Here is a 16,990-nt window from a genome sequence, read left to right as displayed (position 1 = left end):
GATGCGGATCTCGAGGATCACTTGCTCATGAGGTTCCTCAGCACGTACTGGAGGATGCCGCCGTTGCGGTAGTAGTCGGCCTCGCCGGGGGTGTCGATGCGCACGACCGCGTCGAACTCGGTGGTCGAGCCGTCCTTGTGCGTGGCGGTGACGTGGACCGTCTTCGGGGTGACGCCCGCGTTGAGCTCGTCGATGCCGGCGATGTCGTAGGTCTCGGTGCCGTCGAGGCCCAGCGACGTGTAGGACTCGCCTTCGGGGAACTGCAGCGGGAGCACGCCCATGCCGATGAGGTTGGAGCGGTGGATGCGCTCGAAGCTTTCGGTGATGACGGCCTTGACGCCGAGCATCAGCGTGCCCTTCGCGGCCCAGTCGCGCGACGATCCGGTGCCGTACTCCTTGCCCGCGAGGACCACGAGCGGGGTGCCGGCGGCCTTGTAGTTCAGGGAGGCGTCGAAGATCGTGGACGGCTTGCCGGTGGTGAAGTCGTAGGTGAAGCCGCCGGGCGTGACCTCCTCGCCCACGGAGGCGAGCAGCTGGTTGCGCAGTCGGATGTTGCCGAACGTGCCGCGCACCATGATCTCGTGGTTGCCGCGGCGCGAGCCGTAGGAGTTGAAGTTACGCGGTTTGACGCCGCGCTCGGTCAGGTACTTGCCTGCGGGGCTGGACGCCTTGAACGCGCCTGCCGGGGAGATGTGGTCGGTGGTCACGGAGTCGCCGAGCAGGGCGAGCACGCGGGCGCCGTGGATGTCCTCGACCGGGTCCGGCGTGGACTTCATGCCGTCGAAGAACGTCTGCTTGCGCACGTACGTGGACTTCGGGTCCCACTGGAACAGCTCGCCTTCGGGCACGTCGAGGCCCTTCCAGCGGCGGTCGCCCTCGAACACGGAAGCGTAGTCCTTGAGGAACATCTCGCGGCTGACGGTGCCGTTGACCACGGCGGCGACCTCCGAGTTGGTCGGCCAGATGTCCTTGAGGTACACGTCGTTGCCGTCCGTGTCGACGCCCAGCGGCTGGGACTCGAAATCGAAGTCCATCGTGCCGGCGAGCGCGTACGCGATGACGAGCGGCGGCGAGGCGAGGTAGTTCATCTTGACGTCGGGGCTGATGCGGCCCTCGAAGTTGCGGTTGCCGGAGAGCACGGCGGTGACGGTCAGGTCGTTGGCGTTGATGGCCTCGCTGATCTCGGGCAGCAGCGGGCCGGAGTTGCCGATGCAGGTGGCGCAGCCGAAGCCGACGAGCTGGTAGCCGAGCGCGTCGAGGTCGTCCTGCAGGCCGGCGGCCTTGAGGTAGTCGGCGACGACCTGGGAGCCGGGCGCGAGGGAGGTCTTGACCCACGGCTTGGGCTTCAAACCCTTGGCGTGCGCGTTGCGGGCGATGAGGCCGGCGGCGATCATCACGGACGGGTTGGACGTGTTGGTGCACGAGGTGATGGAGGCGATGGCCACGTCGCCGTTGTCGAGGTCGAAGTCGCCGCGGAAGGACGTGGACACGGGCACGCTCTCCTTGACGGTCTTCTCGGTCTCGTAGGCGGGCAGCGTGTCCTCGAACACCTGCTTCGACTCGGACAGCTTGATGCGGTCCTGTGGGCGCTTCGGGCCGGCGATGGACGGCACCACGTCGCCCAGGTCGAGCTCCATGTACTCGGAGTACTCCGGTTCGACGTAGTCCGGGTCCTTGGCGTCGCCCCACAGCTTGTTGGCCTTGGCGTACGCCTCGACGAGCGCGACCTGCTCGTCGGAGCGGCCGGTCAGGCGCAGGTAGTCGAGGGTCACGTCGTCGATCGGGAAGATGCCGCAGGTGGAGCCGAACTCGGGGCTCATGTTGCCGATGGTGGCGCGGTTGGCGAGCGGGACGGAGGCGATGCCCTCGCCGTAGAACTCGACGAACTTGCCGACGACGCCGTGCTGGCGCAGCATGTCGGTGATGGTGAGGACCACGTCGGTGGCGGTGACGCCCTCGGGGATGGAGCCGGTGAGCTTGAAGCCGACGACGCGCGGCACGAGCATGGAGATCGGCTGGCCGAGCATGGCGGCCTCGGCCTCGATGCCGCCGACGCCCCAGCCGAGCACGCCGAGGCCGTTTTCGGTGGTGGTGTGCGAGTCGGTGCCGACGCAGGAGTCGAGGTAGGCGAGCTCGCGCCCGTCGTTCAGGCCCGACGCCTCGGCCGACTTGGTCATGACGACCTTGGCGAGGTATTCGATGTTGACCTGGTGGATGATGCCGGTCCCCGGCGGCACGACGCGGAAGTTGCGGAACGCCTGCTGGCCCCAGCGCAGGAACTGGTAGCGTTCGCCGTTGCGCTGGTATTCGATGTCCATGTTCTGCTCGACCGCGTCGGCGAGCGCGTACTTGTCGATCTGCACGGAGTGGTCGATGACCATGTCGGACTGGACCTGCGGGTTGATGACCTCGGGGTCGCCGCCCAAGTCCTTGACCGCGTCGCGCATGGTGGCTAGGTCGACGATGCACGGCACGCCGGTGAAGTCCTGCATGACGACGCGCGAGGGGGTGAACTGGATCTCGTGGCTGGGCTGGGCGTTCGGGTCCCAGTCGAGCAGCGCGCGCACGTGCTCGTCGGTGATGTTGGCGCCGTCGATGTTGCGCACGAGGTTCTCCACCAGCACCTTCAGCGAATAGGGCAGGTGGTCGATCCCCTTGAGATCGGCGATGTTGTAATAGTCGAAGTCCTTGCCGGCGGCGTGCAGGGTCGCCAGTTGGTCGTCACGTACGGACATACTTCCTCCGGAATCTTGGTCGGCTTCTGATGCCGTTGATTATCCACTCCGAATGGTACGGGTACGTTACTTTTCCTCTGGCGTGTCGGCTTGAAAGGTGAGACAATGCGCGGCTCGATCCGGCGCGTCCGGCGCGCGTTCAGCGGTGGAAGCGCCGTTCCGCGATCGCGTGGGTGAGCGCGGGCACGGCGAACAGGCACAGGGCGAAGATCACGGCGGCCCCGGCGAGCGCGATCAGCGTGGCGGTGAGTGTGGAGCCGGTGGGGATGATGAGGGCGAAGAAGCGCGCGACGAACGGGATGAGCATGCCGATGACGCCGGCCGCGGCGAGGACGGCGACCAGCGCGCCCCTCCAGCCATTGAGCGGCCGGGCGACGCGGGCGAGCACGAACACGCCCATGACGAACAGGATGATCGCCTCGGTGGCGCGCAGCCGCGCGAGGTCGGCGGCGTCGGTCACGTCCCAGCCCATGATGGACGGCAGACTCCATGCGGCGATGAGCACGGACAGGCCGGTGGCGATGCCGCCCGGCAGGGCGAAGCGCACGACGCGCCCGAGGAAGCCGGGGATGTATTTGCGCGTGTTCGGCGCGAGCGCGAGGATGAAGGCGGGCACGCCGATGGTGAGCGCGCCGATGTAGGTGATGTGGCGCGGCAGGTACGGGTACGGGATCCGCGTGAGCACGACGCCCAGCGAGATCAGCGCCGAGTAGACGGTCTTGACGAGGAACAGGCCGGCGACCCGTTCCATGTTGGCCATGACCTGCCGGCCGCGGGCGACCACGTCGGGCAGGTGGCTGAACTTCGAGTCGACGAGCACGACCTGCGCGACGGCCTTGGTGGCGGGCGCGGCGTTGCCCATCGCGATGCCGAGGTCGGCCTCCTTGATGGCGAGCGCGTCGTTGACGCCGTCGCCGGTCATCGCGACCGTGTAGCCGCGCGCGTGCAGGGCGTCGACGATGAGCTTCTTCTGGTCGGGCAGGACGCGGCCGATCACGTCGACGTCCTCGAGCAGGCGGGCGACCTCGTTGACGTCGTCGGGCAGTTCGCGCGCGTCCAGCGTGACGGGTTCGCGCTCGCCCGTGAGCCGCACCCGGCGGGCGATGGCGCCGACGGTGACGGGGTTGTCGCCGGAGATGACGCGGCAGCGCACGCCCTGCTCGCGGAACCATGCGAGGGTCCGCTCGGCGTCCGGTCGGATGCGTTCGGAGCACAGCACGAGCGCGACCGGTTCGGCGTTCGGGTCGAGCATGGGGTCGTCGTCGGACTGCGCGGCGGGGGCATCGCCGCCATGCGCATTGAACACATTGGACGCATTGGACGCATTGGCCGTATTAGCCGCATCGGCCGTCCGTGCGCAGGCGATGAGCAGCACGCGGTTGCCTTGCCGCGCGTACGTGTTGACCTGTTCGAGGATCGCGGCGCGGGCGGGTCGCCGATCCGCCGTCCGATCGCCCTCGAGCGCGGCGAGGATCACCTCGGGCGCGCCCATGTACCAGGTCTCCGTCGCGTTTCCGGCACTGGCCCCAGCGCCGACTCCGGTACCGGCTCCGGCGCGCACGATCGCGCTCCATTTGCGCGCGGACGAGAACGGCACGCGACGGGCGATCTCGCCGGGCCCGTACCCGCGCTCCCCCAGCCCGTCGAGCACGGCGCGGCCGGTGCCGTTGGGCTGCTCCTCGTTCGCGAGGTCGTACAGCGCCTGCGCGGCCTCGCGTGCGGCCCTGTTCCCGGACTCGTCGTTTGCGTCGTCCAGCATGACGATCCTGTCGAAGGCGATGCCGCCGTCGGTGATCGTGCCGGTCTTGTCGAGGTTCAGGCAGTCGACGCGCGCCAGTGTCTCCACCGACTCGAGCTCCTGCACGAGGGTCTGGTGTCGTGCGAGCCGCATCGCCGCGACCGCGAAGTTGAGCGAGGTGAGCAGCACGAGTCCCTCGGGGATCATGCCGACGACACCCGCCACGGCGGAGACCACCGCCTGCCGCCACTGGCCGGTCGCGAGCGCGACGCCCCAGCCGCCGACCGTGTGGATCTGCGACAGGACGAGCAGGATGCACAGCGGCACCACGAGGAACGTCATGAACTTGAGGATCGTGTTGATGCCCCTGCTGAGATCGGACACGGTCTTGCGGTACACCTTCGCCTTCGCGGTGAGCGTCGCCGCGTAGGACCGCTCCCCGACCGCCGTGACCCGCGCGAGCGCGAGCCCCGAGACGGCGGTGGACCCGGAGTACACGTCGTCGCCCGGCTTCTTGCGCACGGTGCGCGATTCGCCGGTCAGCATCGACTCGTCGACCTCCAGCCCCCAGCTGGAGACGATCTCGGCGTCAGCGGGCACCTGCTCGCCGGATCGTATCCACAGGAGGTCGTCCATGACGATCCCGTCGTGCGGGATCTCGACGTCGTGTCCGTCGCGGCGCACGAGGCAGTCGGAGGCCACGAGGATGGACAGCTTGTCGAGCGTGCGCTTCGCCCTGAGCTCGGTGACGATGCCGATGCCCGTGTTGATGATGATCACGAAGCCGAAGACGGCGTCCTTCCACGATCCGGTGACGAGGACCATGACCATCGCGGCGAGGATGATCCCGTTGAACAGCGTGAACACGTTCGCGCGCACGATGTCCTTCACCGACCGCGACGTCGAGTCCTTCACCCGGTTGACGGCCCCCGCCGCCACCCGCTGCGCCACCTCGTCGGCGTTCAGGCCAGGCTCATCGATCTTCGGCATATCGCTCATGCTGCTTACCTTATCGTCGTGACGACGATCTCGCGCTCGTGCGGCTCGTCGTTGAGGATGGTCATCATCGCGTCGTCGATTTTGGTGGCGTCGGCGGCGCGGTCGTTGAGGACGAGGGTCGCGGCGTAGAGCGTGGCGTCATCGGGGGCGTGGACCGGGTTGAGCAGGGCGACGGGGATGCCGGCCTCGCGTGCGGAGCCGAGCGCGGCGTCCCAGCCGGAGGCGTCGGCCGAGACATCGAGGTCGGAGACGACGATGAGGTTGACGACGCGGTCGACCATGTCCTCGACGCCCTGACGCCGCGCGGCGTCGGGATCCTTGGACTTCTTCGAGGAGACGTAGATGGTCTGGATGTCGGTGTCTCCCATCGCGTCGAGGACCGGCTTGTCGGCGGCGGCGGTCGGCGAGCCGATGAGCGCGATGCGCGCCTCGTTGCGTTGGATGCCGACGTGCGCGACCTCGGGCTGGGTGGTCTGCGTGTCGCCGACGGCCTTGCCGGCCGGCGTGCAGGCGGTCAGGGCGAGGCACGCGGCTGCGCAGGCGAGGGCCGCGGACGCGCGACCGCCAGCACGCGGCGGTGTCACGCCGCGTCCTTGCGGAAGAGGGCGACGGTTTCGACGTGGTGGGTCATCGGGTAGATGTCGTAGGCGCGGATGTCGGCGAGCGTGTAGCCGAGCGAGGTCAACGTGCCGGTGTCGCGGGCGAGGCTGGTCGGGTCGCAGGCGATGTAGATGACGGATCGCGGTCCGGCTTCGGCGATCTGCCGGCAGACCTTGGCGTGGGCGCCGGCGCGCGGCGGGTCGAGGACGACCACGTCGGGGCGGGCGAAGTTCGCCGGCACGTGCGCGAGTGTCTTCGCGACGTCGCCGCATCGGGCGTCCACGTCGTTGAGCCCCAGCGCGCGCAGGTTGCGCTGCTGGCTCTTGACGGCGGTGCGTCCGCCCTCGACGCTGAACACGCGCGTGCGGTCGGTGGTGAGCGTCGCCAGCGGCAAGGTGAACAGGCCGGAGCCGGAGTAGAGGTCCCAGATGACGGCCGATGCGGCGCCGTCGAGCTCGCCGCGGGTCAGGTCGATGACGTGGTTGGCGAGGGCGACGGGCGCCTGACGGTGGATCTGCCAGAAGCCGTTGGCGTCGACCTCGTACGTGAAGGTGATGCCCGCGACGGTGACCTGTTCGCTGAGCGTGCCGCTGCCGTGGGTGAGCTCGCCGTCGACGAGGACGGCGTAGTCGTCGCCGCGCGGCGCGTCGGTGCGGGGTTCGGGCACGGACAGGCGGATCTGCGCGCCGGGCGTGAACCCGCCGTCCCAGACATGATGCCTTTCGGCCACGTCGAGCAGACCGCGCGTGGCGAGCGGCATCGTATCGATCGGCACGCGCGTGTGGGAGCCGCGGCGGCGCATCGACGGGCGTCCCTCGTCATCGGCGATCATCTCGATGCGGGTGCGCCAGTGGAGTCCGCCGAGCGCCTCGTCGCCGTCGGCGCGTTCGACCGGCACGGTGACGTCGACGTGGCCGAGGCGGCTCATCTGCTCGCTGACGGTCACGGCCTTCCACTTGAGCTGGCCGGGCAGGGAGACATGGACGAGGTCGGCGCCGCCCACTCCCCCGCCCATCGCGAGCGGGCCGGCGAGCGGCCACGCGGGTTCGACGCGGTCCTCGCTCGGCTCGATGACCTCGACGACCTCCGCGGTCCAGAACCGTTCGTCGCGGTCGTGCGGCTCGTCGAGCACGACGCGCACGAGTTCGCCGGGCAGGGCGAAGCGGACGAACACGACGCGGCCGTCGATGTGCGCGACGCAGCGTCCCTGATCGGCGTACCGTTCGATGCGGACTTCAGCTTCCATGGATTCCTTTATGGGTTGTGGCTTCAGTTATCCGCCTCGGCGTTGGCCTTGGCGGCGGCTTTGTGGCGGTGCAGGGGCGTGGCGATGATGAGGTAGCTCACCCAGATGGCCAGCGCCCAGAACGGGATGCCCATGATGAGGCGGGCGACGCCCAGCGCGGCCACATGGTCGGTCAGGTACAGGGGCACCTGCACGGCGAGACGCAGCAGGAACAGGCCCATCCACAGCGCGGTGATGACCATGTAGGCGCGCTTCAGGGCCTTGTCGTCCATCCAGTCGTGGAACCATTCGCCCAGCCGTTCGGTGGGCAGCTGGCGGATGAACTCGATGACGAGGCCAAGGCCGGGCACGCGCGCGGCCAGCGAGACGGCCAGCAGCGCCGCGTACCCGGCGTTGGTGAGGAACCCGAACATGTAGTAGTTGCGGGCCTCATGGCTCTTCCACGCCCAGATCAGGCAAATGCCCACGGCGATGAGCCCGCTCAGCGCGCCCATGACGGACTGGCGCTGGACGAGGCGGACGATCACCTGCACGACGGCCAGCGCGGCGGAGACGCCGATGGTGAGGTTGAGGTCGTTCGTCGCCACGAACATGACGACGAACAGCACTCCGGGCAGCATCGATTCGATGACGCCGCGGGGCCCTCCGATCGCGTCGATGACGGAGAAGTCCTCGTCGGCGCCGGCCGTGGCGAGCGCGCCCAGGCCGGTGCGTTTCCTCCGTTCGCCCTGTTCGGGCTTGCGTTCAGCGTTCTGTGCAGTCAAATCCGTGCCGAGTCCTTCGATCCGTTGCGTGGGTGGGTTTTGCCGATGATGATCCGGCTCAGCGGACCTCGGAGAACATCGGGCCGCGCGACAGCGTGGTCTTGACCTCAGTCTGCTGGTCCTGGCTCAGCGGGCCCTTCGGGCGGGTGGGGACGTCCTTGAGGTGCTCCTTGCCGTTGCCGTCCTGCGCCTCCTCGGCGTTGGCGGCGGCCTCCTTGGCGGCCTTGCGCTCGGCCGGGCTGACCGGCGGGTGCATCGGGATGAGGTCGCGCGGGGCGAGCGGCTCCTCGCCACGCTCGACGACGATCTTGGAGAAGAACTCGTTCAGGGCCTTGGTCTCCTCGGCGTCCGGATCGGTGGCGGCGACGCCGGAGAAGATGCCGCGCAGCATCCAGCGCGGGCCATCAACGCCGACGATGCGGGTGATGACGGTCTTGCCGGCCTTGACCTCGACCGGCAGCTTGATTTCGGTGCCGAACACGCCCTTGTCGGCGGACGCCTTCTTGTTGGCCTCGAGGAAGTCGTTCCTCCAGTCCTCCCACAGGCCGAGGGTCTTCGGCGCGGCGTACGCCTCGACCTCGAGGCTGGAGTGCTGGTAGGTGATCGTGGAGCCGAGGATGGCGCGCGTGGCGCGGTTGGCCTTGATCCTCAGCTCGATGTGCTGCATGAACGGCAGGTAGTAGGCGCCGAGGTCGAGGTAGTCGTCGTAATCGGGCACGTCCTCGTCGTTGACGTCCCACGGGCCGCGCTCCTCGCCGCGGCCGGCGTACTCCTCGCTGGCCTCCGGCAGCGCCTCGGCGGCGGTCTTCTCCGCGGTCTCGCTGTCCGCCTTGGCGGCGGCGTTGGCGGCGGCCGCGGCCTTCGCGTCCTCGTCCTCGGTCTCGACGGCCTTCTTCTCCGCCTTGTCCTTCTTCTTGCCGAATCCGAACAGTCCCATGGTTCCTCATTTCACAGTGTCGTGTCTGACGGTTGCAACCCTGCCAAGCCTAGCACCTCGGCTTGGAACTGGCTGGACGCCGGCCTCACGAGGGCTTCACACGTCGTAGGTGACGCTCAGCGGCGCGTGGTCGGACCAGCGCAGGTCGTAGGTGGGCGCCTTGTCGATGACGAAGCCGCACGCGCTGTCGGCGAGCTCGGGGGTGACGAACTGGTAGTCGATGCGCCAGCCGACGTTGTTGTCGAAGGCGCGCCCGCGCTGGCTCCACCATGTGTACGGGCCCTGGATGTCGCCGGCGAGGTCGCGCATCACGTCGACGAACTCCAGCTCCCCCAGCCACCGGTCCACGTAGGCGCGTTCGGCGGGCAGGAACCCGGCGTGCTTCTCGTTGGCCTTGGCGTTCTTGATGTCGAGCGGCGTGTGCGCGATGTTGAAGTCGCCGCACAGCACGGCCTGCCTCCCGCCGTGCGCCGCCTCGTCTCGCAGGTCGCCCATGCGTGACAGCATCGCGTCGAGGAACCGGTACTTCTGCGCCATCTTCACCGGATCGTCGGCGTTGCCGGCGTGCACGTACACGCTGGCGACGGTGATCGTGTAGCCCTGCGGCGTGACGACGTCCGCCTCGATCCAGCGGCCCGAATCGACGTCCTCGTCGAGTCCGGGCAGACCGTACCGCCGTTCGACGACCGGCAGGTCGCTGATCAGCGCGACGCCGGCGCGGCCCTTGACCCGGCACACCTCGTTCATGCGGTTGAGGCCGCTCGGGTCGTTGACGCGCCCGTGGGTCGCGTATTCGAACGCGAACGAGTCGAGGATCGGGTCGACCTCGTCCTGCGGGGCGCGCACCTCCTGCATGCACCAGACGTCGGGTGTGTGCTGCCCGGCCCAGGCCTCGACGCCCTTGCGCCTGGCCGCGCGGATGCCGTTCAGGTTCGAAGTGGTGATCGTGATCATGCGGCTTACTATACAACGCGAAAGCCCCCGTCCGGTGGAACGGGGGCTTTCGCAAGGGGAGCTCAAAAACCCGGTCAGTCGAGGCCGAGCTGGAGCTTGCCGCCGGGGATGGCGTCGAGCAGGTCGCGTGTGTACTGCTTCTGCGGGTGGTTGAACACCTCGTCGGTGGTGGCGTGCTCGACGAGCCTGCCGTGCTGCATGACGACGACCTCGTCGGCGATCTGACGGACGACCGCGAGATCGTGCGTGATGAACAGGTAGCTCAGTCCCTTCTCGGCCTGCAGGTCGTTCAGGAGCCTCAACACTTGGTCCTGCACGAGCACGTCGAGGGCGGAGACCGCCTCGTCGCACACGATGACGTCCGGGTTCAGGGCCATGGCTCGCGCGATGGCGATGCGCTGGCGCTGGCCGCCGGACAGCTCGTTCGGATAGCGGGTCATCACGGACTCGGGCAGCTCGACCATGTCGAGCAGTTCGCGCACGCGCTTGGTGCGGCTCTTGGTGTCGCCGATCCTGTGGATGCGCAGCGGCTCCTCGATCGAACGGTAGATCGAGTACATCGGGTCGAGCGAACCGTACGGGTTCTGGAAGACCGGCTGCACGTGGCGGCGGAACTCGAGGAGCTTGGCACCGGTGAACGTCGCGATGTCCTCGCCCTCGTAGAGGGCCTTGCCGCCCGTGGGCTCGAGGAGCTTCAGGATCATGTTGGCGACGGTCGACTTGCCGGAGCCGGACTCGCCCACGATCGCGAGCGTCGAGCCGCGCTTGAGCGAGAATGACACGTCGTCGACGGCCTTGAACATCTCCTTGGTGCGCGGGAGCTTGAACTCCTTGGTCAGGTGCTCGACGGTGATGACGTTCTCGCTCTTCTCGAGCTTGGCCTCGCCGACCACATGGTGCTCGAGCAGCGCGTCCGTGTCCTCGCCGCGCTTGTGCGCGGAGATGATGCGCTGGGAGGCGAGCGACGGGGCGGCCGCGACCAGACGCTTGGTGTACGGGTGCTGCGGGTGCTGGAGCACCTCGAGCGACGGGCCGGATTCGACGACCTGACCCTTGTACATCACAACGATGTGCTGGGCGCGCTCGGCGGCGAGACCCAGATCGTGGGTGATGAACAGCACGGCGGTGCCGAGCGAGTCGGTGAGCATGTGCAGGTGGTCGAGGATCTTCTTCTGCACGGTCACGTCGAGCGCGGAGGTCGGCTCGTCGGCGATGAGCAGATCGGGGCGGCAGGCCAGGCCGATGGCGATGAGCGCGCGCTGGCGCATGCCGCCGGAGAACTCGTGCGGGTACTGGCGGGCACGGGTGGCCGCGTCGGGCAGGCCCGCTTCGGACAGCAGGCCCGCGATGCGGTCGTCCATCGTGGAGCCGGTGACGTGGGCCTTGGCGATGGACCACGCCTTATCGTCATTCACGCCGGCCTTGATGAGGTCGTTGGCGACGCGCCAGCGGGTCTCGGAGCCGGGCACCCATTCGCTCTCGAAGTGCTTGACCGCCTTGTCGGCGGCCTCGCCGGTGACGCCGGCATTGGTGAGGGCCTGCTTGGCCGCATCCATCAGGGCGGGCAGCTCGGCGGAGCCGATGAAGGTCTCGTCCTCGTTGCCCTTGAGCTCGACGGCGGAGTCCTCGTCGGCCAGTGCCTTGGCAAGAGCCGAGCGCTTCTCGTGCGCCACGTCCATGTTGTTGGCCTTGAGCGCCTCCTTGACCTGCGTACCGATGCGGTACACCGGGTTCAGGTTGCTCATCGGGTCCTGGGGCACGAGGCCCATCTTGTCGCCGCGCAGCTTGTCGAAGTCCTTGGGCTTGAGGCCCGTAAGCTCCTTGCCCTCGAGCTTGATGGAGCCGCCGACCACATGGCCGGTGCCGGGCAGCAGGCCGAGCACGGCCATGGCGGAGGTGGACTTGCCGGAGCCGGACTCGCCCACGATGGCCACCCACTGGCCGGGGTAGACGGAGAAGGAGGCGTCGCGCACGGCATGCACGGCCCTCTTGTCGTCGGTGGTGAAGTCGATCGCGAGGTTCTTCACCTCGAGCAGCGGGCCGTGGGCCTTCTGCATCTCGACGATCTTGGCGTCGTTCGTGTTTTCCATGTTGTTTTGCCTACCTCACACTCAGGCCGTACGGCTCTTCGGGTCGAGCGCGTCCTTGACGGCGTCGCCCATCATGATGAAGCTCAGGACGGTGACGGCCAAGGCGACGGACGGATAGAACAGCACCATCGGGTTGGTCATCAGGTTGACCTGCGCCTGGGAGATGTCGCCGCCCCAGCTGACGGTCGTGGTCGGCAGGCCGAGACCGAGGAAGCTCAGCGTGGCCTCGGAGACGATGAACGAGCCGAGGGAGGTGGTGGCGATGACGATGATCGGCGCCAGGGCGTTCGGGATGATGTGGCTGAACAGGTTCCTCATCGGGGTCGAGCCGAGGGCGGTCGAGGCGGTGTTGAACTCGAGGTTCTTGGCCTCCATCACCGAACCGCGGGCGATACGCGCGGTGGACACCCAGCCGAAGAGGGCGAGGACGAAGACGACCTTCCAGATGGAGGAGGAGGTGCGGAACATCTGCAGGACCACGATCGCACCCAGCAGGAACGGGATCGAGTAGAAGATGTCGATGATGCGGCTCAGAACCGCGTCGACCCAACCTCCGAAGAAGCCGGCGACCGCGCCGATCAGCGTGCCGATGACGGCGACGATGACCGTGGTCAGCAGGCCCACGGACAGCGACGTGCGCGTGCCGTACACGGTGCGCGCGAACACGTCGCAACCTTGGAAGTCGTAGCCGAACGGGTGTCCGGCCTCGGCGGGCTCGAGCGAGTTGTCGAGGTTGCAGTAGTTCGGGTCGAGCTTCGTGAACACGCCCGGGAAGAGCGCGACGAAGACGATGAAGACGATGAGGATTCCCGAGACGATGAACAGCGGGTTCTTGCGCAGCGTGCGCCACGCGTCGGACCACATGCTCGAGGCCGGGGCGGATTCGTCGACCTTGTCGACGTCCTGCAGCGGCGTCTCGTCGAGCGGGGCGACGTAGCGCTCCTGCCCGGGTAGGGTCTCGTAGGAGCGGTTCTGGTTGTTGTCGGTCATGATGTTCGGTCTCCTCCCTGTCACTCGTAACGGATGCGCGGGTCGAGGGCCGCGTACAGCAGGTCGACGAGCAGGTTGCACACGACGAAGACCAGCAGCAGGAGCGTGACGATCGAGACCACGAGGTTGCCTTCGCCCTTGAGGATCGACTGGTAGGTGAGGAAGCCGACGCCGTGGATGTTGAAGATCTGCTCGGTGATCATCGCGCCGCCCATCAGGGCGCCGAGGTCCTGGCCCAGGTAGGTGACGACCGGGATCAGGGAGTTGCGCAGCACGTGACGCACCATCACGGAGCCGTTCGACATGCCCTTGGCGCGCGCGGTGCGCACATAGTCGAGGGCGATGTTCGAGGAGACCTCGGAACGCGTCAGTCGGATGATGTACGCCATCGAGACCGAACCCAGCACCATCGCGGGGAACAGCATCTCGGTGAATGTGGTGTTGGCGCTGACCGTCACGGGGATGAGGCTCCACTGCACGCCGAGGAAGTACTGGCCTGCGAAACCGGTGACGAAGGTCGGCACGGAGATGAGCAGCAGGGAGACGATGAGGATCACCGAATCGTACCACTTGCCCTTCTTGAGGCCGGAGATGATGCCGAAGACCACACCGAAGACCGCCTCGAAGCAGAAGGCCATCAGAGCGAGCTTGATGGTGACAGGGAAGGCGCGGCCGATCTCGTCGATGACCGGCTGGCCGGCGAAGGTGTTGCCGAAGTCCAGCGTGAACGCGTTCTTGAGGAACAGCAGGTACTGGATGATGAACGGCTTGTCGAGGTTGTATTCGGCGCGGATCTGGGCTGCGACCGCCTCGTTGATCGGCTTGTCCCCGAACATCGCCTTGACCGGGTCGCCCGGCAGCGCGAAGACGAGAGCGTAGACCAACAGGGTCGCACCGAGAACCACGGGGATCATCTGCAGAATGCGTCGCAGAAGATATTTGCCCATCGGTTTCTCCTTGAATTCTTTCGGACCGGTCTCACATCGCCCTGACTCGCCGCGCCGTTGTGCGGGAAGGCATGCCAAAGCGCCCAGCCGGTCGCTAAGTACCCCGTAAGTTTACCCTACGGGTTGACACGAATGTTTCACGAAGGTGAATCGGAGCTTACAACGGGACTGTGCGTACCGCGATGTCGGGTTTGTCTCTCCCCAAACTTCGGCTCCCCTTGTCAGGGGAGCTGGCCCGCAAAGCGGGACTGAGGGGTAGTCGGCATATAAACGACACAAGGGCCGGAACCCTTTTCGGATTCCGACCCTTGATTGCGATTCCGTTGGGAATCAGGTCAGGCGAGCGTCACGCTCACTTGGAGAGCTCCTCGTAGACCGGCAGGTTCTGCCAGTTCATCTCGAAGCCCTTGACACCGGTCGCGGCGACACCCGCGGCGTTGGAGTAGTACAGCGGGATGGCCGGCAGCTGCTGGAGCAGGATCTCCTGAGACTGCTGGTAGAGCTTGTTGGCGTCCTCGGTGGACTTGGCGGCGTAGGCCTCGTCCATCAGCTTGTCGAAATCGGCGTTCTTGTAGTCGCCGTCGTTGGAGCCCTTGCCGTCAGCCGCGGCGGAGGCGTACAGCTGGAACAGGTAGTTCTCCGGGGACGGGTAGTCAGGCTGCCAGCCGGTACGGAAGGCGCCCTTGATCTGGCGGTTGGTGACGGCGTTGCGGAACTCCTGGAACGTCGGCATCGGGTTGGTGGCGACGTCGATGCCCAGGTTGTTCTTGAGCTGGTTGACGATGGCGTCGTAGATCGGCTTGGCGCCGCCGTCGGCGTTGTAGGAGAAGGTCAGCTGACCGTCGTACTTGGAGATGGCGTCGGCCTTGGCCCACAGCTCCTTGGCCTTGGCGGCGTCGAACTTGAGGTTCTCGGAGCCCTTGAGGGAGTCGGAGTAGCCCGGGGTGAGCGGGGAGGTGAAGTCGACGGCCGGGGTGGCGACGCCGCCGAGCACCTTCTCGGTGAGCTGCTCGCGGTTGATGGCCATGGAGATGGCCTGACGACGCAGCTGGCCCTCCTCGGTGTTGGTCTGGAAGTGCTCGAGGTTGGACGGGATGGTGAAGGTCTGGGAGACGGAGCCGGCCTTGTTGTAGGCCTGGACCTTCGGGTTCTTCTGGAAGGTCTTGGTGGCGGAGGCCGGGACGGACTCCATCACGTCGAGGTTGCCGGACTGGATGTCGGCGTAGGCGGCGTTGTCGTCGGTGTAGATCTTGAAGTTGATGCCGTCGTTCTTCGGCACGTCATTGCCCTTGTAGTCGGGGTTCTTGACGAGGTCGATCTCCTTGTTGTGATCCCACTTGGAGAACTTGTACGGGCCGTTGCCGACCGGGGCCTCGCCGAAGGCCTTCGGGTCCTTGTAGAAGGACTCCGGCAGCGGGGCGAACGCCAGGTAGCCGACCTTGATCGGGAAGGTGGCGTCCGGCTGGGACATGTCGACGGTGAAGGTCTTGTCGTCCACGACCTTCAGGCCGGAGAGCTGCTCGTCGCCCTTGAGGGAGTCGGCGTTCTGCAGATCAGTGTAGCCCTTGATGGTGGAGAAGAAGGAGGTGCCCTTCTGCGCGTTCTTCGCGTTGGCGGTGTAGCTCCAGGCCTTGGTGAAGGACTCGGCGGTCACCGGGGTGCCGTCGGTGAACTTCCAGCCGTCCTTGAGCTTGATGGTGTACTGCGTGGCGTCGTCGTTCGGCGTGATGGACTCGGCGACCTCGTTGGAGGCGTTGCCCTTGGCGTCGAAGGAGACGAGGCGGGCGAACAGCAGGTCGCCCGGCTTACCGCCACCGGTCTCGTTGGTGTTGCCCGGGATCAGCGGGTTCTGGGGCTCGGAGGCGTAGACGTTCAGGACGTTCGAGCCGCTGTTGCTCGAGCTCGACGTGGAGCTGCTGTTGCTGGAAGAACCGCAGCCGGCCACCAGGGTCGCGACGGCGCACACGGCCGCGGCGATCGCGAAGGCTTTCTTCTTCATCATTGGATATTCTCCTGTGTTCATCCTTGAGATGCGTGGATCGCACCTCTCGGGCGCGTGTCGGGACGCGCCATATATGCAAGGGGGCTGCCCGCGGATCGCTCCGTGCACAACCCCCTTGCTGATCGCGGTCCATTGTGCCGCGTTCTGGAGACAGGACGTTACCAAATTATGGATATTGTGTGAATACCGACTGGGGTGTTTACGGTATCGGAGGGGTTGATGGGGGGTGTCGCGGGGGACGGCGTGTGTGGTGTCCGACACACTCAAGGCCGTTCGGCCAAGCCTACGGTCGGACACCACACACGCCGCCCCGCCGCTTCCGCTTGACTCGAGCGCATCCGATACGTAAACGGGGAGGGGCTGCTAAGCCCTTGGAAATGCTTGGGTGTAGCGGGACTTGAGCTGTTCGATGGAGACGTGGGTGTAGCGCTGGGTGGTGCCGAGGGATGCGTGGCCGAGGAGCTCCTGGACCTCCCTCAGGTCGGCGCCGCCGTCGAGCAGATGGGTGGCCGCTGAATGTCTCAGCGCATGGGGTCCAATATCTGGAACACCCGCCCTTCTGGACTCCCTGTGGACCACCTCGCGGACCACGCGCTGGTCGAGGCGGCCGCCGCGCACGCCGAGGAAGAGGGCGTCGCCGGGGCCCGCGGGACGGGGTGACCGGGCGGGTCGGTCAGGCCGGCCGCTGGCGAGCAGTTCGGGGCGGCCCTCGTCGATCCAGCGCTCGAGGACCCGTGCGGCGGGGGCGCCGAACGGGACGACACGTTGTTTATTTCCCTTGCCGGTGACGCGCATCGTGCGGTTGGAGAAGTCGATGTCGTCGAGGTCGAGGCCGACGAGTTCGGCGACGCGGATGCCCGTCGCGTAGAGGGTCTCGAGGATCGCGGCGTCGCGCAGGCGGATCGGGATGGGACGCGGGTCCTGCCGGCCCTGCGGGTCACTGCCCCCTGTCCGAGCGCCCTCCGCCCCCTGTATCTGATACACATCC

At 67.0% G+C, this 16,990-nt stretch carries 12 protein-coding genes; all 12 read right to left on the bottom strand.

Annotation, left to right across the window (positions count from 1 at the left end; genetic code table 11):
- Positions 1-17 precede the first annotated feature (17 nt).
- Entirely contained in the window at positions 18-2,735 is a 2,718-nt protein-coding gene (gene acnA, locus CSQ85_RS11515) for an aconitate hydratase AcnA (protein WP_150384125.1), read from the bottom strand.
- Between the two features lie 139 nt (positions 2,736-2,874).
- Positions 2,875-5,463 carry an HAD-IC family P-type ATPase gene (locus CSQ85_RS11510; protein ID WP_150384158.1) on the bottom strand — a complete coding sequence of 863 codons (2,589 nt, stop codon included), beginning with the start codon at positions 5,461-5,463 and terminating at the stop codon, positions 2,875-2,877.
- A 14-nt stretch (positions 5,464-5,477) separates the two neighbouring features.
- Positions 5,478-6,056: a sugar ABC transporter substrate-binding protein gene (locus CSQ85_RS11505; RefSeq protein WP_150384124.1), complete on the bottom strand. Its 579-nt coding sequence runs from the start codon at positions 6,054-6,056 to the stop codon at positions 5,478-5,480.
- The gene (locus tag CSQ85_RS11500) at positions 6,053-7,318 is read right to left on the bottom strand and encodes a class I SAM-dependent RNA methyltransferase (protein ID WP_150384123.1); all 1,266 of its coding nucleotides are present in this window, start codon (positions 7,316-7,318) and stop codon (positions 6,053-6,055) included. Before CSQ85_RS11500 ends, CSQ85_RS11505 begins: the two co-directional genes overlap by 4 nt.
- 23 nt (positions 7,319-7,341) lie before the next feature.
- Positions 7,342-8,082: a DUF3159 domain-containing protein gene (locus tag CSQ85_RS11495; RefSeq protein WP_150384122.1), complete on the bottom strand. Its 741-nt coding sequence runs from the start codon at positions 8,080-8,082 to the stop codon at positions 7,342-7,344.
- A 58-nt stretch (positions 8,083-8,140) separates the two neighbouring features.
- A complete protein-coding gene (locus CSQ85_RS11490; protein WP_150384121.1) occupies positions 8,141-9,019 on the bottom strand; it encodes a DUF3710 domain-containing protein in 879 nt (292 codons plus the stop codon).
- A 96-nt stretch (positions 9,020-9,115) separates the two neighbouring features.
- A complete protein-coding gene (locus CSQ85_RS11485; RefSeq protein WP_150384120.1) occupies positions 9,116-9,973 on the bottom strand; it encodes an exodeoxyribonuclease III in 858 nt (285 codons plus the stop codon).
- A 74-nt stretch (positions 9,974-10,047) separates the two neighbouring features.
- Positions 10,048-12,063, bottom strand: a complete 2,016-nt coding sequence (locus CSQ85_RS11480; protein ID WP_150384119.1) for a dipeptide ABC transporter ATP-binding protein — start codon at positions 12,061-12,063, stop codon at positions 10,048-10,050.
- A gap of 21 nt (positions 12,064-12,084) precedes the next feature.
- Positions 12,085-13,053 carry an ABC transporter permease gene (locus CSQ85_RS11475; protein ID WP_150384118.1) on the bottom strand — a complete coding sequence of 323 codons (969 nt, stop codon included), beginning with the start codon at positions 13,051-13,053 and terminating at the stop codon, positions 12,085-12,087.
- 20 nt (positions 13,054-13,073) lie between these two features.
- A complete protein-coding gene (locus CSQ85_RS11470; RefSeq protein ID WP_107040972.1) occupies positions 13,074-14,000 on the bottom strand; it encodes an ABC transporter permease in 927 nt (308 codons plus the stop codon).
- A gap of 352 nt (positions 14,001-14,352) precedes the next feature.
- Complete coding sequence (locus CSQ85_RS11465; protein WP_150384157.1) at positions 14,353-15,999, bottom strand: peptide ABC transporter substrate-binding protein; 1,647 nt, start codon at positions 15,997-15,999, stop codon at positions 14,353-14,355.
- Between the two features lie 366 nt (positions 16,000-16,365).
- On the bottom strand, positions 16,366-16,990 hold a 625-nt coding region (locus tag CSQ85_RS11460; RefSeq protein WP_150384117.1), incomplete at its 5' end, for a tyrosine-type recombinase/integrase.

The sequence above is a fragment of the Bifidobacterium rousetti genome (genome assembly GCF_008698235.1).
In the GTDB taxonomy this organism is placed as follows: domain Bacteria; phylum Actinomycetota; class Actinomycetes; order Actinomycetales; family Bifidobacteriaceae; genus Bifidobacterium; species Bifidobacterium rousetti.
This window is presented reverse-complemented; position numbering and strand designations above follow the sequence as displayed.